The organism is Actinosynnema mirum DSM 43827, assembly GCF_000023245.1.
In the GTDB taxonomy this organism is placed as follows: domain Bacteria; phylum Actinomycetota; class Actinomycetes; order Mycobacteriales; family Pseudonocardiaceae; genus Actinosynnema; species Actinosynnema mirum.
Window position 1 is genome coordinate 4,535,398 of sequence record NC_013093.1, and the last position, 17,390, is coordinate 4,552,787.

Annotated in this window: 13 protein-coding genes and 1 tRNA gene; 6 read left to right on the top strand and 8 right to left on the bottom strand. The window is 70.7% G+C overall.

Features of this window, described 5'->3' with window-relative positions; all coding sequences use genetic code 11:
- Nucleotides 1-67 precede the first annotated feature (67 nt).
- From AMIR_RS19285 to AMIR_RS19295, 3 genes are all read right to left on the bottom strand, one after another.
- Nucleotides 68-1,081 carry an SGNH/GDSL hydrolase family protein gene (locus AMIR_RS19285; RefSeq protein WP_015802635.1) on the bottom strand — a complete coding sequence of 338 codons (1,014 nt, stop codon included), beginning with the start codon at nt 1,079-1,081 and terminating at the stop codon, nt 68-70.
- 140 nt (nt 1,082-1,221) lie between these two features.
- Nucleotides 1,222-1,452, bottom strand: coding sequence for a hypothetical protein (locus AMIR_RS19290; RefSeq protein ID WP_015802636.1), 231 nt, complete (start codon nt 1,450-1,452; stop codon nt 1,222-1,224).
- A 101-nt stretch (nt 1,453-1,553) separates the two neighbouring features.
- Nucleotides 1,554-2,237 carry a response regulator transcription factor gene (locus tag AMIR_RS19295; protein ID WP_015802637.1) on the bottom strand — a complete coding sequence of 228 codons (684 nt, stop codon included), beginning with the start codon at nt 2,235-2,237 and terminating at the stop codon, nt 1,554-1,556.
- A 138-nt stretch (nt 2,238-2,375) separates the two neighbouring features.
- Between AMIR_RS19295 and AMIR_RS19300 the strand changes: the two genes are divergently transcribed.
- Nucleotides 2,376-2,828, top strand: a complete 453-nt coding sequence (locus AMIR_RS19300) for a DUF2243 domain-containing protein (RefSeq protein ID WP_015802638.1) — start codon at nt 2,376-2,378, stop codon at nt 2,826-2,828.
- Nucleotides 2,829-2,938: 110 nt separating this feature from the next.
- Nucleotides 2,939-3,013: transfer RNA gene (locus AMIR_RS19305), tRNA-Val, on the top strand.
- 232 nt (nt 3,014-3,245) lie between these two features.
- On the opposite strand, the gene AMIR_RS19310 is transcribed toward AMIR_RS19305, so the two are convergent.
- The 3 genes from AMIR_RS19310 to AMIR_RS40405 form a co-directional block, all read right to left on the bottom strand.
- A complete protein-coding gene (locus AMIR_RS19310; protein WP_425358888.1) occupies nt 3,246-4,349 on the bottom strand; it encodes a tyrosine-type recombinase/integrase in 1,104 nt (367 codons plus the stop codon).
- An 890-nt stretch (nt 4,350-5,239) separates the two neighbouring features.
- Nucleotides 5,240-6,631 carry a hypothetical protein gene (locus tag AMIR_RS38270; RefSeq protein ID WP_049796888.1) on the bottom strand — a complete coding sequence of 464 codons (1,392 nt, stop codon included), beginning with the start codon at nt 6,629-6,631 and terminating at the stop codon, nt 5,240-5,242.
- Between the two features lie 92 nt (nt 6,632-6,723).
- Nucleotides 6,724-6,894, bottom strand: a complete 171-nt coding sequence (locus AMIR_RS40405) for a hypothetical protein (RefSeq protein WP_187313424.1) — start codon at nt 6,892-6,894, stop codon at nt 6,724-6,726.
- A gap of 23 nt (nt 6,895-6,917) precedes the next feature.
- Between AMIR_RS40405 and AMIR_RS42805 the strand changes: the two genes are divergently transcribed.
- The 4 genes from AMIR_RS42805 to AMIR_RS19330 all read left to right on the top strand — a co-directional run bounded on the left by AMIR_RS42805 (nt 6,918) and on the right by AMIR_RS19330 (nt 12,371).
- Nucleotides 6,918-7,046 (top strand): hypothetical protein, encoded by a 129-nt coding sequence (locus AMIR_RS42805; RefSeq protein ID WP_280956096.1) that lies wholly within the window; start codon nt 6,918-6,920, stop codon nt 7,044-7,046.
- Nucleotides 7,047-7,411: 365 nt separating this feature from the next.
- The gene (locus tag AMIR_RS19320) at nt 7,412-7,885 is read left to right on the top strand and encodes a hypothetical protein (protein WP_049796889.1); all 474 of its coding nucleotides are present in this window, start codon (nt 7,412-7,414) and stop codon (nt 7,883-7,885) included.
- A 178-nt stretch (nt 7,886-8,063) separates the two neighbouring features.
- On the top strand, nt 8,064-11,699 hold the full coding sequence (locus AMIR_RS19325; RefSeq protein WP_015802643.1) for an ALF repeat-containing protein: 3,636 nt from the start codon (nt 8,064-8,066) through the stop codon (nt 11,697-11,699).
- 6 nt (nt 11,700-11,705) lie between these two features.
- Nucleotides 11,706-12,371, top strand: a complete 666-nt coding sequence (locus AMIR_RS19330) for a hypothetical protein (protein ID WP_041836868.1) — start codon at nt 11,706-11,708, stop codon at nt 12,369-12,371.
- Nucleotides 12,372-12,456: 85 nt separating this feature from the next.
- On the opposite strand, the gene AMIR_RS19335 is transcribed toward AMIR_RS19330, so the two are convergent.
- Both AMIR_RS19335 and AMIR_RS35935 read right to left on the bottom strand, forming a co-directional pair.
- A complete protein-coding gene (locus tag AMIR_RS19335) occupies nt 12,457-13,002 on the bottom strand; it encodes a hypothetical protein (RefSeq protein ID WP_015802644.1) in 546 nt (181 codons plus the stop codon).
- Entirely contained in the window at nt 13,002-17,177 is a 4,176-nt protein-coding gene (locus tag AMIR_RS35935; protein WP_015802645.1) for a polymorphic toxin-type HINT domain-containing protein, read from the bottom strand. Before AMIR_RS35935 ends, AMIR_RS19335 begins: the two co-directional genes overlap by 1 nt.
- Nucleotides 17,178-17,390 lie beyond the last annotated feature (213 nt).

Sequence of the window (17,390 nt, forward strand, 5' to 3'; positions counted from 1 at the left end):
AGTGGGGAGCTGCGGGCTCGCTGCGCTCGCCCCGCAGCCCGCGAGGCAGTCGACGCGCGACCTGCTGCTAGTCGTTCTTCCTGGCCTTGTTGGTGTTGTTGGTGTTGTTGGTGTGGAAGAGGATGCGGTCCTCGATGAGCGCTGCCGTGGCTGCGTGGCCGCGGGCGTTGGGGTGCACGAGGGCGAAGGTGGGCGGGATGACGGTGCTCAGGATGCCGTCTACCCAGTTCTGGGTGCCCGTGCCGTCGCAGACGCTGTGGCCCGTCCCTACCGCATAGGGGTCGATGAAGGTGTCGTCGTGTTCAGCGGTCACCTGCCTCAGGACCTCGTTGAGCGGTTCCAGGACCTGGGTGCGGGCCCAGGTCAGGTCGCCGGGGGTGATGGAGCCGAACTGGAGGAGGTTGTTGAAGAAGCAGGACCAGCCGCTGTCCGGCAGGACGCGTGGGTAGCCGACGGTGAGGACCTCGGCGTTCGGGGACGCGGCGTGGATCGCGTCCAGCATCTCGTCGTAGTCGGCGCGGACTGCGGCCAGGCGGTCGTCCAGGTCCGCGTCGAACTCGGCGGCGCAGGGTGAGGACCACACCCAGCTGCGCTTGCCCAGTTCTACGCAGCGGAACAGGATCTCGGCGAAGCCCAGGGTGTTGCCGCCTGCGCCTACGGTGACCAGGTCGGTGTCTTGGGACAGGGCTTGGATTTGTGGGGGCGCCGGGGCGAACGGGCCGTCGGGGTCGAGGCCGTCCGGGGGCATGGGCCTGCCCAGGACGACCTCCTGCTGCTCGCGGTGGACGTTGGCGATGGTCGCGGCGCCGCAGCTGGCGTTGCGCAGTTCCACCAGCGGGCCCAGGTGGCGGCGGATCTGCTCGGGGTAGGAGTCGGTGGTGCGGGCGCAGCCGTCCGGTGCGGGTTCGGCCAGGTCGCCTGCGGCCTGGATGACGCCGGCGGTGTAGGAGTCGCCCAGTGCGACCCACTGGACGGCGCGTGGGGGTTCCGGTGGGGTCGCGTTGGCCGCCGGGGTTGTGGCCCCGGCGGCCAGGGCGATGACCGAGCCGAGCACGAGCGTCCTGACGGCGGCGGCTGCCACGATTCCTCCCGCGAGCGCGGGAGCGCGTCCGCTCGAACGCTCGGACTCCCGCCGGGGCGGAAAGTATCGACGTTCGATGCACAGCGCCGGGTGGTGGGCGGGGAGACCACCCGTCCAGGTGGACGGGACGTGGCAGGCGGTCAGGCCGGGGTGGTGGCCCGGGCGTCCGGCAGCTCGCGCAGCCGGTAGTGGGCGAGGCGGTGCAGCAGTTCTTCCAGCGACTCGGGCGCGATCTGCCCCTGCAGGTCCCTGCGGGCCTGCAGGACGGTGCCCGTGACGACGGATTCCGGCAGGCGGTCGCCGAACTCGGCGGCCAGGCCGGTGAGCACGCGGGTGATCCCCGCTTCGGACGAGTGCGAAAGGACGTCCATGTCCGCTCCCCTGCGGTCGGGTGCTCCCCCTATGATCCGGCAGAACGGGGCCGGTCAACCTGACGACCGGCTGACGATTCGGTCTCGACGCGCGCCGGGTCTCAGTCCCCCGCGCCGATCCGGTAGCCGGAGCCGCGCACGGTCAGGACCAGGGCGGGCGTGTCCGGGTCGGGCTCGACCTTGCGGCGGAGCCTGCGGATGTGCACGTCCAGCAGGCGGGTGTCGCCGAAGTAGTCGTAGCCCCACACGCGGTTCAGCAGCTGCTCACGGGTGACGACCCGGCCCTCGGCGGCGAGCAGCTCGACCAGCAGGCGGAACTCGGTGCGGGTGAGGTGGACCTGCTCGCCGGCGCGGTGCGCGGTGCGGTTGTCCTGCCGGACGACCAGGTCGCCCGCGCGCAGCTCGTCCGCCTGCGCGGCGCCACCGGAACGGCGCAGCAGGGCCCGGATGCGGGCCGCGAGGACGGCCGCGACGAGCGGTTTGGTGACGTAGTCGTCGGCGCCCGCCTCCAGCCCGGCGATGACGTCCTCGGCGTCGGCGCGGGCGGTGACGACGATGACCGGCAGGTCGCCGCGCGAGCGCAGCACCCGGCACACGTGCAGGCCGTCCACGCCGGGGAGCATGAGGTCGAGCAGCACGACGTCGAACGCGCGCCGGTCGAGCAGCGCGAGCGCCTGCTCGCCGGAGACGGCCTCCGAGACGGCGAAGCCCTCGTCCTCCAGGGCGAGCCCGAGGGCCTGCCGGATGTGCGCGTCGTCCTCCACCATGAGCACCGAGACGTCCATGGTTCCCAGATCCTGGTGGGCGTGCGGGTGGGACGGGGTGTTCGGCGGGGTCGGGGCGGGGTATCGCAAGGTGATCGCAAGGCGGCGACTTTCCTCCGCTCGGCGTTTGACCGGCGCGACCGGGGCTAACCCCGCGCCATGCTGAAGGTCGACCGCGCGTCGCTCGTGCTGGGGTTGGGGATCGGCGGCTTCCTCGACGGGATCGTGATCCACCAGCTGCTGGGGTGGCACCACATGCTGTCCGGCTGGTACCCGGACGACCCGCACGTCAACATGATCGGCGACGGGCTGTTCCACCTGCTGTGCCTGGCGCTGGTGGTGGTAGGTGTGGTCCTGCTGAACCGTTCGGGCGGCACGCGGCCGGGGCGGGTGCTGTGGGGTGGCGTGGTGGCGGGCTGGGGCGTGTTCAACCTGGTGGAGGGCACGCTGAACCACTTGGCCCTCGGCGTCCACCACGTCCGCTCGGGGCAGGCCGAACTGGCCTACGACCTGGGTTTCCTCGCACTGGGGGCGGCGCTGGTCATGGCGGGGATCGCGATCGGGCGGGTCAGCGGGCCGCGCAGCACCCCTGTTCGACCTCCGGCTCCTTAGCGGCGAACGAAGGGGACGGACTCACTGCCTGGGACCACACGCGGTAACCGATTTGGCCCAGAGCGAGGCCCTGTAATAAGCTGAACACGTCCTGATGACAGGGACAGCGAGGATGATTAGCTCAGCGGGAGAGCACTACCTTGACACGGTAGGGGTCACTGGTTCAATCCCAGTATCGTCCACCAGGAAAGACACAGCTTAGAAGCCCTGACCAGCCACGGTGCCGGTCGGGGCTTCTCGCGTTTGACCGTCATCTGACCGTGAGCCCAGCACGGACAGCGCACCCGACTGGCGAGCACCACCACGCGCAGTCGTCCCACCACCTGCACCAACACCACACCGTCCCACCGTCCACAGGGGAATTCCCTGACCGTCAGTTGACCGTAAGAGCCGCCCCCAACTGGCGACGCGACCGGGTCAGTCCTCGCCGGCACCAGCGCGGCCGTGCCGCACACGCTCGAAGGCATCCAGCGCCGCTTGGTCCGACTCAGCCAGGGTGTGCAGGTACTTCTCAGTAGCGCGAAGGCTGGAGTGGCCGAGGCGTGCGCGGACGGTCTGGATGTCAGCGCCACCGGCGACAAGCCAGGAGGCGTGCGCATGGCGCAGGTCGTGCATCCGCACACGCCGGGTGATCCCAGCCGCGGCCAGGGCGGGTTTCCAGACGTTCCTCAGGTACCACCTGCGCGGCAGGTGCCCGTCCGTGTCCACCCGCCGTCGACTACGCGGAGCGTCCTTGCCCCGGTCACGTCGTCCGGCCCGGTAACGCGCGTAAGCGGCACGGCAGTGCCCGCACCGACATTTCTGCCGTGAGTAGCGGGTCAATGTGCCGTGTCCATCAGGAATCGCACCGGCCTCGACCGCTCGTGGCACCACAACCGGTGGACTGTCGGGGAACGGGAACAGCAGGTCATCCGTCTTCAGGTCTGCCTGCTCCACATAGGTCAGCACGTTCTCCACGACGACCCGGCGTAACAACAAGCGGCGGTGCTCGCGTTCCTTCGGGTACGGCTTGACCAGAAACCGCCCACCAGTCGGGTGAAAGCGCGGCTCGACCTCCTCCACCGCCCTGGCCACCGTCAGCAGGCAGGAGCCCGCGTCCAGATCCCCCGCGCGCAACTCGACCAGCTCACCCCACCGCACCCCCGACTCGACAGCCAACTCCACCAGCAACCGCCAGCACTCCCCCGGCAGGACCGCGAGCAGCCGGTCCAACTCCCCAGGCTCCAGAACCCGCATCGGTTTCGACGGCGCCACCGGCCCCCGAACACCCGCGCACGGGTGCTGCGCGATGACCTGATCCCGCAACGCCGTGGTGAAGATCGCGCTGAGCACCGCCCGACACCGGTGCACCACGTGCGCCGACACACCCCGAGCACACAAACGCCACACGAACTCCCGCACGTGACACGGCAACACACGATCCATCCGCATCCCGCCGAACTCCGGCAGCAGATAACGCTCGACCACATGGGTGTAGGTCTGCCGCGTGGTCGCCTCCACCAGGTGCGCGGGCAACCACACCACTCTCACGTACCACCCGAACGACTGCCGAGCACTCCGCGCATCCGCGAACCGCCCCGAACCCACATCCACCTCGGCACGCCGCCACGCACGATCAGCATCCCGCACACGATCGAACGTCCCCGCCGACCGCTCACACCCCCACACATCCCAGTAATAAGCCGTGTACCGAACCCGACCCGACGCACCCACACGCCGACGCGAATACCCCACCATCAACACCTCCGACTACACCAAGACAACCCGCGACAGCGGATACGCCCAGGGTTCCCTAGCACCCCCGGAGAGAGGAGCGAAGCAGCAGCTGCACCGATACGCGGCCAAGCGCATGACCGAGGGCCGCCCGCTTAAGCGGTGTCCGTAAGCAGGTGACCAACTCGAAGAACGAATCCAATGTCGCCCAGGCCCACCGGCACGCCGCCAGCGCCCGGAAAAGGGAGAGGCGCCGCCGGGGCCGAAGCCCTGGCCCTCGGCGGCGAAGCGCTCGGACGGTCCGGAGGCGGGTCGAGGGCGTGATCGCGGACAAGGCCTACTCGCACAAGTCCACCCGCCGGACGCCGCGCGCCCGTCGCGTGAGCCTCGGCCAACGCGGCGGGTGGCCACCGGCCTTCGACATCGAACACCACGAATAGCGCAACGTGGTGGAACGCTGTTTGAACCGGCTCAAACAGTTCTGCGGCCTGGTCGTCCACTACGCCACACGCGCTGCCTAACCAGGCCGAATCGCCATCATCCTCTGACGACTTGCAGGTGGCTCCGAACACCACCTGGCCGATCACGACCGGTCGAGGTCGGGCGGGCGGTGCCCCGTTCGCGTCCACGCTCGGCCAGGAGGCGTCGACCGGTCCCTGATGACAACCCGGCCGAGGCGGCCACAGGGCGCCGCCCGTTCAGTCCAGCAACATCCGCAGCCCCGGCACCGCGCGCTCCGGCAGCCGCCCCGCCACCCGCTCCAGGCCCGCACGCAGCTCCCCGCGCTCCTCCGGCGTGAACTCCGACCGACGGGCCAGGACGCCCTCGCCCCGCACCACCGACGCCAGCCGCAGCGCGTCGTGCTCCGCGAGCCGTGCCAGCGGCTCGTGCGGGTCGCCCGCCACCGACAGCACGGCGCGCAGCCATGCTGCCCCGCCCATCCCGCGCGACAACCGGTAGCCCGCCTGGCGCACCTCGGGCCGCTCGTCGGCCAGCAACCCGGCCACCAGCTCCGCCGACGGGTGCCGCACGGCGGTCGCGGCCTCCCGCACCACCTTCGGCGACGGGTCGCGCAGCAGCGGCACGACCCGCTCGTCGGCCTGCACCCGCAGTGTCCGCAGCGCGCGCAGCGCCCGCACCCGCAGCTCCACGCGCGGGTGGTCCAGCAGCGCCAGCAGCACGTCCGCGTCGTCCGCCGACCCGATCTCCGCCAACCCGTCCACCGCGCCCCGCGACGCCTCGGCGCGGTAGCGGGTCAGCGCGTCCACGCCCGTCGCCCTGGCCAGCGCGCGCACCAGCGCCGACCGGTCGGCCACGTGCTCCGCCACCTCGGCCGTGGCGCCCAGCCTGGTCAGGCCGACCAGCGCGACCGAGCCCACCTCCGGGCGCGGCACCGCCGCGAGCTCGCGCAGCACCGCGATCCGGTTGGTCCACACCGCTTCGCGCGCCAGCCGCTCCGCCGCCACCGCGCGCACCCGCACGTGCGGCGAGGTGCGGGCCAGCGCCAGCAGCCGCTCGGTCGACGGGGTGGCGCGCTCCAGCGCGAACGCCGCCACGAGCAGGTCCGGTGATCCGAGCAGGCGGTCCAGCGCGTCGACCCCCAGCACGGCGGCCACCTGCCTCCGCACGAACGCCGCGTCCCGCCTGCCGCGCGCCATGCGCACCACCACGCCCAGCGCGGCCTCGGCCAGTCCGGGTGAGCGGTCGAGCGCCAGCACCAGCGCGACGCGCGCCGCCTCGCGCACCTGCGGCACCCAGTCCTCGGTGCGCAGCACCAGGAACGGCACCAGCTCGGGCCTGGGCGCGGCGGCGATGTCCCGCACGGCCTTCTCCCGCACCCGGCCGTCGCGGTGGCACGCGGACAGCGCGAGCGACAACGCGTCGCCGCCCGCCAGCCCGGTCGCCTCCCATGCCCGGCGGAACCACCGGTCGAAGCGCGACACCCGATTCGGACCGTCCACGAGCACCGCCAGCGCGGCGTCCGCGTCCGCCGTGCCCGCCACGCGCGTCAGCAACCTCGCCGCGCGCACCGCCGAGTCGGCGTCCATCGGGTGCAGCAGTCGGCGCAGTTCGGCCGGTTCGGTGTCCACGTCGGACAGTGTGACCTCCGCCCCCGGCCGCCGCGCCCGGATTTGTCCGCCCCCTTCGCTGCCTTCGCCCGGCCAGCTCTCGGCGAGGAGGATCACGTGGCACGACCGGGCAGCTCGTTCCACGGCCCGGCGTTCGCCGTGCCCCGGTCGTGGTGGAAGCAGGTGCACGCGCGCCGAGGCGGCGGTGTGCCCGCCACGGCAGTTGCCACGCCGGGCGGGCGGCGCGCGGGCGGGAGCTGCTGGAGCGCCGCGCGATCAGGCATGTCATGACCGTGGTGCCGGAGGTGTGCCGCCACTCCCCGGAATGATGCTCGACCGGATCGTGCTGACGGTGCGGCGGGCGTGGTTCGAGTCGGACGCCGACCTGGAGATCAGCGAACTGCACGCCGATGCGGTGCGGCAAGCCGGTGGTTGAGGTCGAGCAGCGGCTGAGCCCGAACCTGGGGTGACGTGTTTTCCCTGCGCTTCGCACCTGTGGCGTTTGACACCACCCATCGGGAAATGGTCGATCAGCTTCGAAATGATCAGATAACGAGATATGGGCGATCTTTTGAGTGCCCGTTGATGTCCTGCCATGGGGGATGTCCACCGTGTGGGCCATCGAACTGTAAGTGCCCCGTATTGGCTGTTCAAGGTGGTTGTCGTCACCGGACCTGTGGCGCGGGATGAGCTTGCGCCTTCTTTGCTTCTTGTGTCAACCTTCCAATCGGGGGATGTCTGTCGGTGTGCGCGTCCGTGTCGTCGCGTATGGATAGATGTGATCAAAAAATGATTCGTCCTGTGGTGTTGAGCGCGATCGCGCTCATGTTCTTCGGCGGCAGCGCTGTGGCTGCCGGGCAGACGAGTGGCGACCAGCCGAGCAGCGGGCAGCCGTCACTGGTGGAGGACTTCTCCTACCCCGGCGCCGACAAGATCTTCGAGCAGCGCGGCATCCGCCTGGTCAAGGGCGACGGCAAGATCACCCTTGTGCCCTGCGGCGACTGGAACCTGCTCGAAGTCCGCCAGGCGGGAGCGGTCAAGGACACCGACACCGATCCCGGCCACTTCTGCTTCCAGGTGCAGGGCTCCTCCGGCTATCTGGAGCTGGAGGTTCCCAACACCTTCCAGATCAAGGGTGACGACCACGCGGTCGTCGCGACGGTGAAGGTCAAGGATCAGACCAGCTCCGTGCCGATCGACAAGGAGACCTGGACCGGCGTCGGCGTCGGCGCCGGGACGAATTCCGCGGTCCTGCTGGCGCTCAGGGCTTCCTGACCTCTTCGCAGCACAACCGAAGCCCGCCCCGCTGTCGACCTGTTCACCAGCGGGGCGGCACGAACGCGCACTTCGTCGCGCGTGGCGCAGCCAATGGTCAACGGGAGAGAAGCACACGATGTCTTCGGGTAGGTCGTGGCGTCGGCGCGCGAGCGCCGGTGTCGCCAGGGTGGTGGCGGTGGCGTTGCTCGTCTCCGCGAGCCCCGCCGTGGCACAGCAGGAATCGCCGGGCGATCGGGCGCAGGTGTTCGCCCTGATGCGCACCGGAGGCCCGGTCGTATCCGCGGGCGCGGAGGCGGCGCTGGTCGCGTCGGACGCCGAAGTGCGCGACTTCTTGAACACCGCGCTCCCCGCGGCGCAGGAGGCCGACGACCGGATCGCCGCGCAGCGGTTGCTCGCGGACGGGGGCCCTGCCACGCGCGACGCGGTCAACGCCGCCCTGAGCGGCTCGATCAGTGACGTGCGGGCGTTCCTGGTGAGCGGGTGGCGTCGCCCCTGGGAGGACGACCTGCGCATCCGGGTGCAACGACTCCTGTCCGCGGCGACCGGGCCCATGGTCCGCGAGCGCGCCAACGCCGCGCTCAACGGCAACGACCAGGCGCGGCAGGACTTCCTGACCACCGGGTGGCGTCGAGCCCAGAACGACGACGACCGCATCGCCGTGCAGCTCCTGCTCAACGCGGGCGGCCCTGCGGTGCGCCGCGCCGCGAACATCGCGCTGTCCGGCGCTGACACCGAGGTGCGCGACTTCCTCACCAGCGGGTACGCCGTCGCGCTGCAGCGGGACAATGAAATCGCCGCGGTCGCGCAACTGACGATCCTGGTGCAGAACGCCTCATCCCGTGCCGGGCTGCAGAGCGAGGTGGCCAAGGACGAGGCCGGGCGCGCGGTGGCGGCGGCCGCTGCGGCGAAGCAGGCCGCTCAGACCGCTGCCCGCGAGGCGGAGCAGGCCAAGGACTCCGCGGTGCGGGCGTCGGCTGCGGCGGGACGCGCCGCCGATGCCGCGACACGGGCGGCTGCCGCCGCGCAGGCAGCGATCAACGCCATCGCCTCGGCGGTCGCGGCCGCGCGCGAGGCGGCGAACGCCGCCTCGCAGGCCTCGTGGGCCGCGTCCAAGGCGGGAGACGCCGCCGCACGGGCTCAGCACGCCGCTGCCGCCGTCATGACCGGCCGGGAGAACATCGAGCAGGCCTCGAACGCAGCGGTGACCGCGGCGCAGGCGGCCCAGGCCGCCCAGGACGCGGCGACCGCCGTGCAGAAGGCTGCTGAGGTGGCCCGGCAGGTGGCCACCGCGGCGGACGCGATGGCCAGGGTCAACACCGACGCCGCCGATGCCGCGCAAGCAGCCCTCGACGCCGACAAGTACGCGGCCCAGGCGGGCGCCGAGGCAGGTCGCGCGTCGAGCGCCGCGGCCAGGGCCCAGCGGAACGCCGGTGAAGCGCGCCGTGCGGCGCAGGCCGCGTCGGCGCTGGCCACCGAGGCGGCCCGACAGGCCGACGAGGCGCAGAAGGCAGCTGCGCAGGCCGCCACCCACGCCCGCAACGCGTCCGACGCGGCCAAGGCCGCGGTCAAGCAGGCGAGCCAGGCCGATGGTGCGGCGACCCGCGCGCAGACCGCCGCGGATGCCGCACGCACCGCGGCCGAGCAGGCGCAGAAGGCAGCCGACCAGGCCAACCAGACGTTCGAACTGGCCCGCAAGGCGGATGAAGAGCAGTTGGCCCAGCGGACGAGCCAGGCGACCCGCGACGCGCAGGACGCGCTGACGGCGGAGAGCAATGCCAAGCGCACGACCGACCAGGGCTGGAAGGCCGGGCAGGTCTTCCAGCCCGACGCCGACACCAAGGCGCTGCTGGACCAGGCTGCTGCCCAGGGCACCTCGGCCGCCGACGCGGCCCAGGCCGGTCGCAAGGCGGCGCTGCGCCTGTGGCGTGCTGCGGGACCCGGCGTCACCACGGCTTCCGCCAAGGCGCTGTCCGGCGACGACGCGGCGGTGACCGCGTTCGTGCGCACCGGGTTGGCCTCCGCCACGGAGCAGGACGACCGCACGAGCGCGCGGATCATCGGGGGCGCCTCGTTGCGACCCGCCGCCAGGCAGGCCGCAACGATCGCGGTCGCGGGCGACTACGCGCAGGTGAAGGCGTTCCTAGCTACCGGCGCCTACGACGGCAAGGACGACGACGATCGGATCGCCGTCCAGCGCATCCTCAGCGAGGGCGGCAGGGCGACCAGGGACGCAGCCAACAAGGCGCTGTCGGGGACCATCGATGACGTCCGGGAGTTCCTGAGGGTCGGCTACTTCAAGGCCGCGGAGGATGACGACCGGATCGCCGTCCAGGAGATGGTGTCCTCGGGTGGGCCCGAATTGCGTGCCGCAGCGAACGCCGCACTGTCCGGACCGTGGTCCTACGTCCGAGACTTCCTCACCATCGGCCAGTACAAGGCGGGCAACCGCGACGCCGAGGCAGCGTTCCACGTGGCCGCCGTCAGCGGTTACCTCGCCTCGGCGTCCCAGGCTGCGGCGACCGCTTGGCAGTACGCGGCGACCGCGTCACAGGCCGCCGCGACGGCGCGCAACGCCGCCGCCGAGGCCAACCGCTGGGCAGGCGAGGCCGTGGCCTCCGCCGACCGGGCGCGCAAGTACGCCGAGCAGGCCAGGGGGTCGGCCGACCGAGCCGAGCAGTCCGCGCAGGACGCGGCGATCTCCGCGCGCACTGCCAGGGAGGCGGCCTCAACCACTCAGCGCTACGCCGACGCGGCTTCCGCGTCGTCCGCCCAGGCGTCGGCATCGGCGAGCAGGGCCTCGCTGTTCGCCGCGGACGCGCGCAACGCCGCAGAGGCGGCGCGCAAGGACGCAGAGGCGGCGGGTAAGTCCTACGCCTTGGCTTTGCAGGCGCAGTTGGACGCGAATACCGCGGTCTTGCAGAAGCAGACTCAGGAGGACACGCGGAAGGCGGCGGCGGACACGCGGGAATCGGTGTCTGAGCTGCGCGACGCGCTTCAGGAGGCCCTTGACCAGGGTGGGCTGCCTGACGACCTCCGCAAGACCCTGGAGCAGTACCGCGACCAGGTCATGGCACTGCTCACCCTGCTCGACCAGATGGCTGCGGGGACCCTGGAATTCGTCCAGGAGCACGCGGGCGATTTGCTGGCCCTGCTCACCGATGTGCTTGAGATCGGCGCGGGCCTTGGTTTGACGCTCGCGGGTGTCGTCGTGTCGACACCCGGTTTCGAGGTGTGCGCCGTCGAGATCGGGACCGCTACCGCGATCGGCGCGGGTGCTGGTGCGGCTGCGGCCGGTGTGGGGGCCCTGCCAGGGGGCGCGGCCGGTGCGGTGACAGGGCTGATCGCGTGTGTCTTCACCGGTGGGCCTGCGATCGCGGCTGGTGTTGGCATGGTGGCCGGCGGGCTGACCATGGCGATGAACGGCTTCGACAAGGCCGCTGAGGACCTTCGTGAAGCAGGGAAAAAAGCAAATGATTTGGGTAAAGCTCGCGAAAATAGAGTTGCCGAGTTGACCGGCGGAAAGTTGGCAAAAGACGAGAAGGGGCAGGATATTAAGCTCATCAAGCCGGGAGCCAGCGCGGCCGGCCTTGACGTAAGAGGCCCCAAAGGTGAGTACATCGCAGTCGGAGGCGGCGCCAAAGCAAAAAGAGTTCAGAAGTTTGAAGAGAAATTGAATACCTTGAAATGGTGCGCAGACAGGGACGGGGTGCGCGCCATGGCCTACCTTGCGGAAGGTTCTCCGCAGCTTCTTATCGATATTGCTATAAAGCAACTCGGAGTTGATAACGTGGTCATCTTTTCAATGAAGTGAGGACTTATGACGGATGGGTACATACACCTCTACCAGACGAACTGGTCGGCCGAGCGTGTTGCATTGCGAGTCGCGGCTATGGAAGCGGCTGGAGCCGTCATGGAAAGTCCGATCACCGGGCTAATTCGCATCGGCGAGTTCGACGAAGAGAACGAGTCGATCCCTGGGGATCGGAACGATGTGATAAGAAGGTTGGCACTCGATGATCGCGACGAACAGTTCTTGGTGTGGTGGCTAAGCCCTCACCACGATCTCCAATACTCTGCGCGACGTGTCTCCTCCGATGTCGTGGTGGAGGAGTTTGATCTTTCTGTTTTTCCGCGGCCCGATGTGGCCGTGCCTCCTTCTTGGGTTAGGACCGTTCCTGAGTGGGTGGGGGACGCGCCTCCATATGAGATAAGCCAGGACGAGGTGATCACTTTCGTTCTGACACAGCTCAAGCAGATCGAAGATTCGGTTACCGGCATGTTCGTTGACCGGCGGGCAATTACGGAAGAGATTGACATGGATGCTGTCGTACTGGGCGGTGATGAGTTCATTGCGATCCGGCCAGACATGTTGCTGATCCAGGCCGAGTTTGCAGACAGGCATCCAGAGCTAGCTAGCTGGGAACGTCGCTCCTATGGACGGCTCGCCGCTTTCGACTCGACCGGACTCCTGTTCCGGCACTGAACTTTGGATTCATTCCCACGGGGGCGGCGGAGACCTGAAGGTCTCCGCCGCCCCCGCGTCTGTCCCGGCAGGTCAGCCGGTCACGTCAGGGAAGCGACGGCCACAGTTCCTCCCACGACTTCAGCGGCTCGGGCAGTCGTTCGCCATGCGACAGGTGCGCCAGTTTCAGCCCTGGGTTCAGCAGGCCCTTCGCCTTGTGGAGTCGCAGGATCTCCGCCTTGTCTGACGACCTCCAGCGATCGGCCTGCTCGCGGGCCCGCTCGACGGACATCGGCAGTTCGCGCAGCAGCAAGGCGGTCATGCGATCCGGGTCGAGCAGTTCGACACCGGGCCGCCGCGGTACCCGTTGCAGGAGTACCCAGGACAGGTGCAGGGCGCGCGACACCTTCTCCGCGTGGTCCATACCCCCAGCAGCCAGTGCCGAGGCGATGGTGTGGTCGTACGCCTGGGAGAAGACCGGCCAGTCCTCCCCGGTCAACTCCGCCGCCTCGAGCGTGACCTTGAAGGTCAGGAGCTCCACGACGGCACGCCACTCCTGCGGCCCCAGGTCGGAGCCAGCGGGAAGGCCCTGGGCGAGCCGCGTGGCGAGCGGGCGCAAGCCGAGCGCGGCGAGGTCGTTCGCCGTGACCATCAGAACTTCACCCCCGCCGCGGCGAACGCGTCCAAGCCGATCTGCAGGGTCTCCGGCCCCGGCTGGAAGTGTCCGCTGTGGCGGGTGATCTCCAGTCCGAAGTAGCCTGCGTCGGCGCTGCCGACGATCGAGGCCTCGCCCGCTGCGAGCACCGACTCCCCCCTCGTGAGAACGGTGTGCGAGATCTCTCCCGCGCCGACGACGTTCTTGGGCACGATAACCAGGCTCCCGTCCAGGCGCACGGCCCACTTGACGGTCTCCCCGGTGCTGAGCGCCGCGTCGAACGCGGCCGTGCCAGGAGCAGCGGGCTTGACGCCGAGCCGGTCGGCGAAGGCCAGCTCCTGGTCCAGGCTGTTCTTCATGAGGTTGGGCCAGGTCTGGCACCCCTCGTTGTGCACCAGGACCGTGGTGTCCCCGGCGAGCACGTAGTAGGTGTGCACGTCGGCCACGCCGAGGTTGCGGACGGTGGCGACCTCGGTTCGCGGCACCACCTTCCGGACGGTGTGCCCGCCGCCGTCGTGGTCGCGGAGCTGGTCCCCTGCGGTGAGCTGTCCCGCGCCGATCCAGGCGTGCCGGTCGTCCACCCAGATCGGGTGGTTGTCCGTCGCGGTGATGACCGCTGTGCCGCCGTGCCCATCGGTGGCGACCACGATGTCCACGAGGTGCTTGACCCCCGTCCCCACGATGGTCGTGGTGACCCGCCTGGTGCCGGTGACACCGGTCTCGGGGTCGGTGGCCGCGACGACGTCACCGACGTCGACCCGCTCGATCTCCTTGGCGCTTCCATCGGCCATCAGCACGCGGGTGCCCTCGGTGAAGCTGTTCCCCGGCAGGCAGGCGGCGGCACGGGAGTTCGCCCGCTCCACGGCGGGCAGCACGGCGAGCGCCCTGGAACCGACGGGGACACCGGGCAGGAACTTGCTGCTCAGGGCCGCTTCCTGGAGCGCCTTGCCGAACGCGCCCCTGGCGGCGAGCGCGGTGTAGCCCGTCTCCCCGACCCACTTGGCCAGGCGGCCGTAGGGGAACAGGAGCAGGGCGACCTCGAACGCGTACTCGCCCAGCGAGGCCACCTCTGCCGAGCAGGCGCCGTCGTTGATGAACTCGGTGCAGTACGCGGCGCCGAACCGGGCTGCCTTCTCCGCCTGGTTGGGGGCGTCGCGCAGGGTCAGCCAGCGCTGGTAGAGCCATTCCTTCCTGACCCCGACGTCGGCCTTGCGCACCTCGTCGGGAATGGCCTCGGGGTAGTCGGGAAGGGTGATGCGGGATTGCGCGCCGAAGGCGACGATGTCGGCGAGCGCCGACTTGACGACGTTCAGGTCGGCGGAGGCGCCCTTGCCCAGCAGGTCGAGCAGGTGCGTGAGCTTGCCGAGGGTTTCCTCCAGCTGCCGCCTGGTCTCGTCGGGCAGCCCCGTGTTCTTGAGCGCGTGCTCGACGTTGTCGCGGAGCTTGGTGATGGCGGCCTTGCTGTCCCGCATGTCGTTGCGAGCGCCTGCCAGGTCCTTCTTCTCCGCCAGCGCCCACTCGGCCTCGTAGCGGGCCAGGAGGGCCTGGTCGTACGCCTTGCCGATGGCCTGGGCATCCACCTGCGCCCGGTCCGAGGACTCGCGGGCCTCACCTGCGGACTTCGACGCCTGGACGGCGGAGAGTCCTGCCTGGGCGGCTGACCGGTTCGCCGCGTCGGCGTAGTCGCGCGTGGTCGCAGCCGCGGCCTGCGCGGTCCGGGCGGATTGCGCCGCCCGTGCGGCCGAACCGGAAGCCTGCTCCGCGGCGGCGGCGGCCTGGTCCGCGTAGACCTTGGCCCTAGCGGCGGAATTGCGGGCCTCGTCGGACCAGCGGTCGGCCTCGGCCGCCGCGCCACGGGCGGTGGCCGCGCTCTGCGCGGAGTTCGCGGCGTGCTGGCTCGCCGTTGCCGCGGCCTGGCCCGCGGCGGCGACGTACCCGTTGACGATCGCGACGTGGTGCGCGTTCTCGGCATCGCGCTGGGCGGCCTTGTGCTGCCCGACCCGGAGGAAGTCGCGGACGTGGGATCCAGGACCGGACAGGGACGCCTGAGCGGCGGCCTTCACCTCGGGACCGCCGCTGTTCACGAGCCACTGGGCAGCGATGCGGTCGTCGTCCCGCGCGGCCTGGTACCGGCCTTCGGCGAGGAAGTTCCTGACGTCCTCGATCGACCCGGACAGCGCGGTGTTGGCCGCCGCCCTGGTCGCGGGACCACCCGTGTTGAGGATCCGCTGAGCGGCGATGCGGTCCTCGTCGTCCTTGCCCTTGTAGGCGCCGGTGCGCAGGAACTCGGTCGCCTGCTCGTCCGTGCCGGTCACCGCGTTGAACGCGGCCACCACCGCCGAGGCCCCCGTTGCGTTGCCGCCGAGGATCTTCGCTCCCAGGCGGTCGTCCTGGCGCAGCGCCGCATCGAGGCCCGAGGTGACGAACGCCGTCACCGCCGCCGCGTCCCCGGACAGGGCGGAGCCGGCCGCGTCGGAGGTGTAGGGCCCCGCGCTGCGCCACAACCGCAGTGCCGCCTTGCGCCCGTCCGGCACGCCGTCGGCCCCTGCCGAACGGGCCTTGTCCAGGAGCCCCTGGGTGTCGGTGTCGGGCCGGTAGACCTTCCCGGCTTCCCACTGCTTGACCTGGGTGCGCAGGGCGTCGGTCTCCGCCTGCAAGGCGTCCTGGGCGTCCCGGACAGCCTGGTTCGTGTTCGCGGTCAGCCTCTCCGAGTCGGCCTTGCGGGCGATCTCGGCGGTCTTCGCGGCTTGGTCCGCCGCGTTCCGCGCGGTGTCGGACGCCTGGCGAGCCGCGTCGGCGGCGGCTTGCGCACGTGCGGCGGCCTCGTTGGCCTGCCCGGCTTGGCGCGCCGCCTCGTCGGCGGCCGCTGCCGCGTTGCTCGCGTGCACGGCCGCGTCCACCGATGCCTGGCGTGCCTTTTCGGCTTGGCTGGCAGCCTCGGTGGCCAGCGACCTGGCGACGCCCGCCGCTCGGGCCGCCTCGGTGGCGTTGCGCTGGGCGCGGGCGGCCGCGCTGCGCGCCGCTCCCGCCGCGACACCGGACTGGCCTGCCCACTGCTCGGCTTCGCCCGCGGCGTTCGAGGCCGCGGTGACGTTGTCGCTCACGGAGGTGAGGGAGTCGGCGATCTTGCTCAACCGTTGGGCCGCCAGGATTGCCTGGACAATGGCGTTGGTGACGTCCTTGGCTCCCTGGGCGGCTTCCGCGGCCGACTTGGCGGCTGTGGCCGCCTGCTCTGCGGGGGCGCGCCCCGCGGAGACGTTCGCGGCGGCCTCGCGCGCCCGTGAGGCCGCGTCACCGGCTTTCGACGCGGCCCACGCGGCCTGGGAAGCGGCGTTGGCGGCCTCACCAGCCGCCGAGATCGCCTGGCCGATGGCGTTGATCGCGACCTGCGCGGCATCCGCCGCGCGGTTCGCGGCGTCGGCCGCGCGGCTGGCGGCAGCCGCGGCGACGATCGCGGACCCCTTGGCCTGGCGGGTCTCCTCGGCGGCCGTCTGAGCCGCGCGCTTGGCGTTCTCGGCCGCTGTCACGGCCTTGCCCGCCTCGTCCTCCGCGGTCTGCCTGAAGGCGTCCGCCCGTGCCGAGGCGTTCTGGGCCGCCGTGGCGAGCTGCGCGACGGAGGTGACCTCCTGGTCCCGCTGCATGGCGACCGCGTGGCCAGTGGCCAGGAACTCCCTGACGTCCTCGATGGAACCCGACAGCGCGAGGTTCGCGGCGCGCTTCACCGCGGGACCGCCCGTGTTCAGGATGCGTTGCGCGGCGATGCGGTCGTCGTCGTTCCGCGCGAACTGCCACCTGGTCTCCAGGAACGCGAGCAGCTCGGTCTCACCGCCGTTGAGCGCGTCGTTCGCGAACTGGCGGACGGTGGGACCAGCCGCCGAATTCAGCAGGCGCTGCACCTGGATGCGCAGGTCCTCACGCCACGGGGCCTTCCACCCGGTCACCAGGAACGCCCGGACGTCGGTGATGGATCCCGACAGCGCCCGGTTCGCGGCGTCGCGCGTCGACGGACCGCCCGTGCTCAGCATCCGCTGCGCGGCGATCCGGTCATCGGATTCCTGGGCCAGGGGCAGGGCCTCGGTGAGGAACCTGCGGACGTCCTCGTCACTCCCCAGCAGCGCGATCTCCGCCTGCGCGCTGACCACGACACCCGCGCTGCGCAGCAGTGCGAACACGCGTGCGCGGTCCGACGGTGCCGGGGCCTGCTGAGCCTGGACCGAAGCAGGACCCGCCGCACCTGCCAGCACCGACAGAGCGACCAGAACGGTGACCACCCTGCGCAGTCGCCACCGTCTCCTCGTTCTCACATCCGAACCTTTCCGTGAACGGTTCCGGGGAGAGGCTGGCGAACAGAAGCACGCGTGATCGTCTGCCAATCAGTTCCTTGC

Bases quoted from the DNA above. Each gene is read 5' to 3' on its own strand.
- AMIR_RS19295 (WP_015802637.1), bottom strand. From the start codon at position 2,237: ATGGACGTCTCGGTGCTCATGGTGGAGGACGACGCGCACATCCGGCAG.
- AMIR_RS19300 (WP_015802638.1), top strand. From the start codon at position 2,376: ATGCTGAAGGTCGACCGCGCGTCGCTCGTGCTGGGGTTGGGGATCGGC.
- AMIR_RS19290 (WP_015802636.1), bottom strand. From the start codon at position 1,452: ATGGACGTCCTTTCGCACTCGTCCGAAGCGGGGATCACCCGCGTGCTC.
- AMIR_RS40405 (WP_187313424.1), bottom strand. From the start codon at position 6,894: ATGCCTGATCGCGCGGCGCTCCAGCAGCTCCCGCCCGCGCGCCGCCCG.
- AMIR_RS19335 (WP_015802644.1), bottom strand. From the start codon at position 13,002: ATGGTCACGGCGAACGACCTCGCCGCGCTCGGCTTGCGCCCGCTCGCC.
- AMIR_RS19330 (WP_041836868.1), top strand. From the start codon at position 11,706: ATGACGGATGGGTACATACACCTCTACCAGACGAACTGGTCGGCCGAG.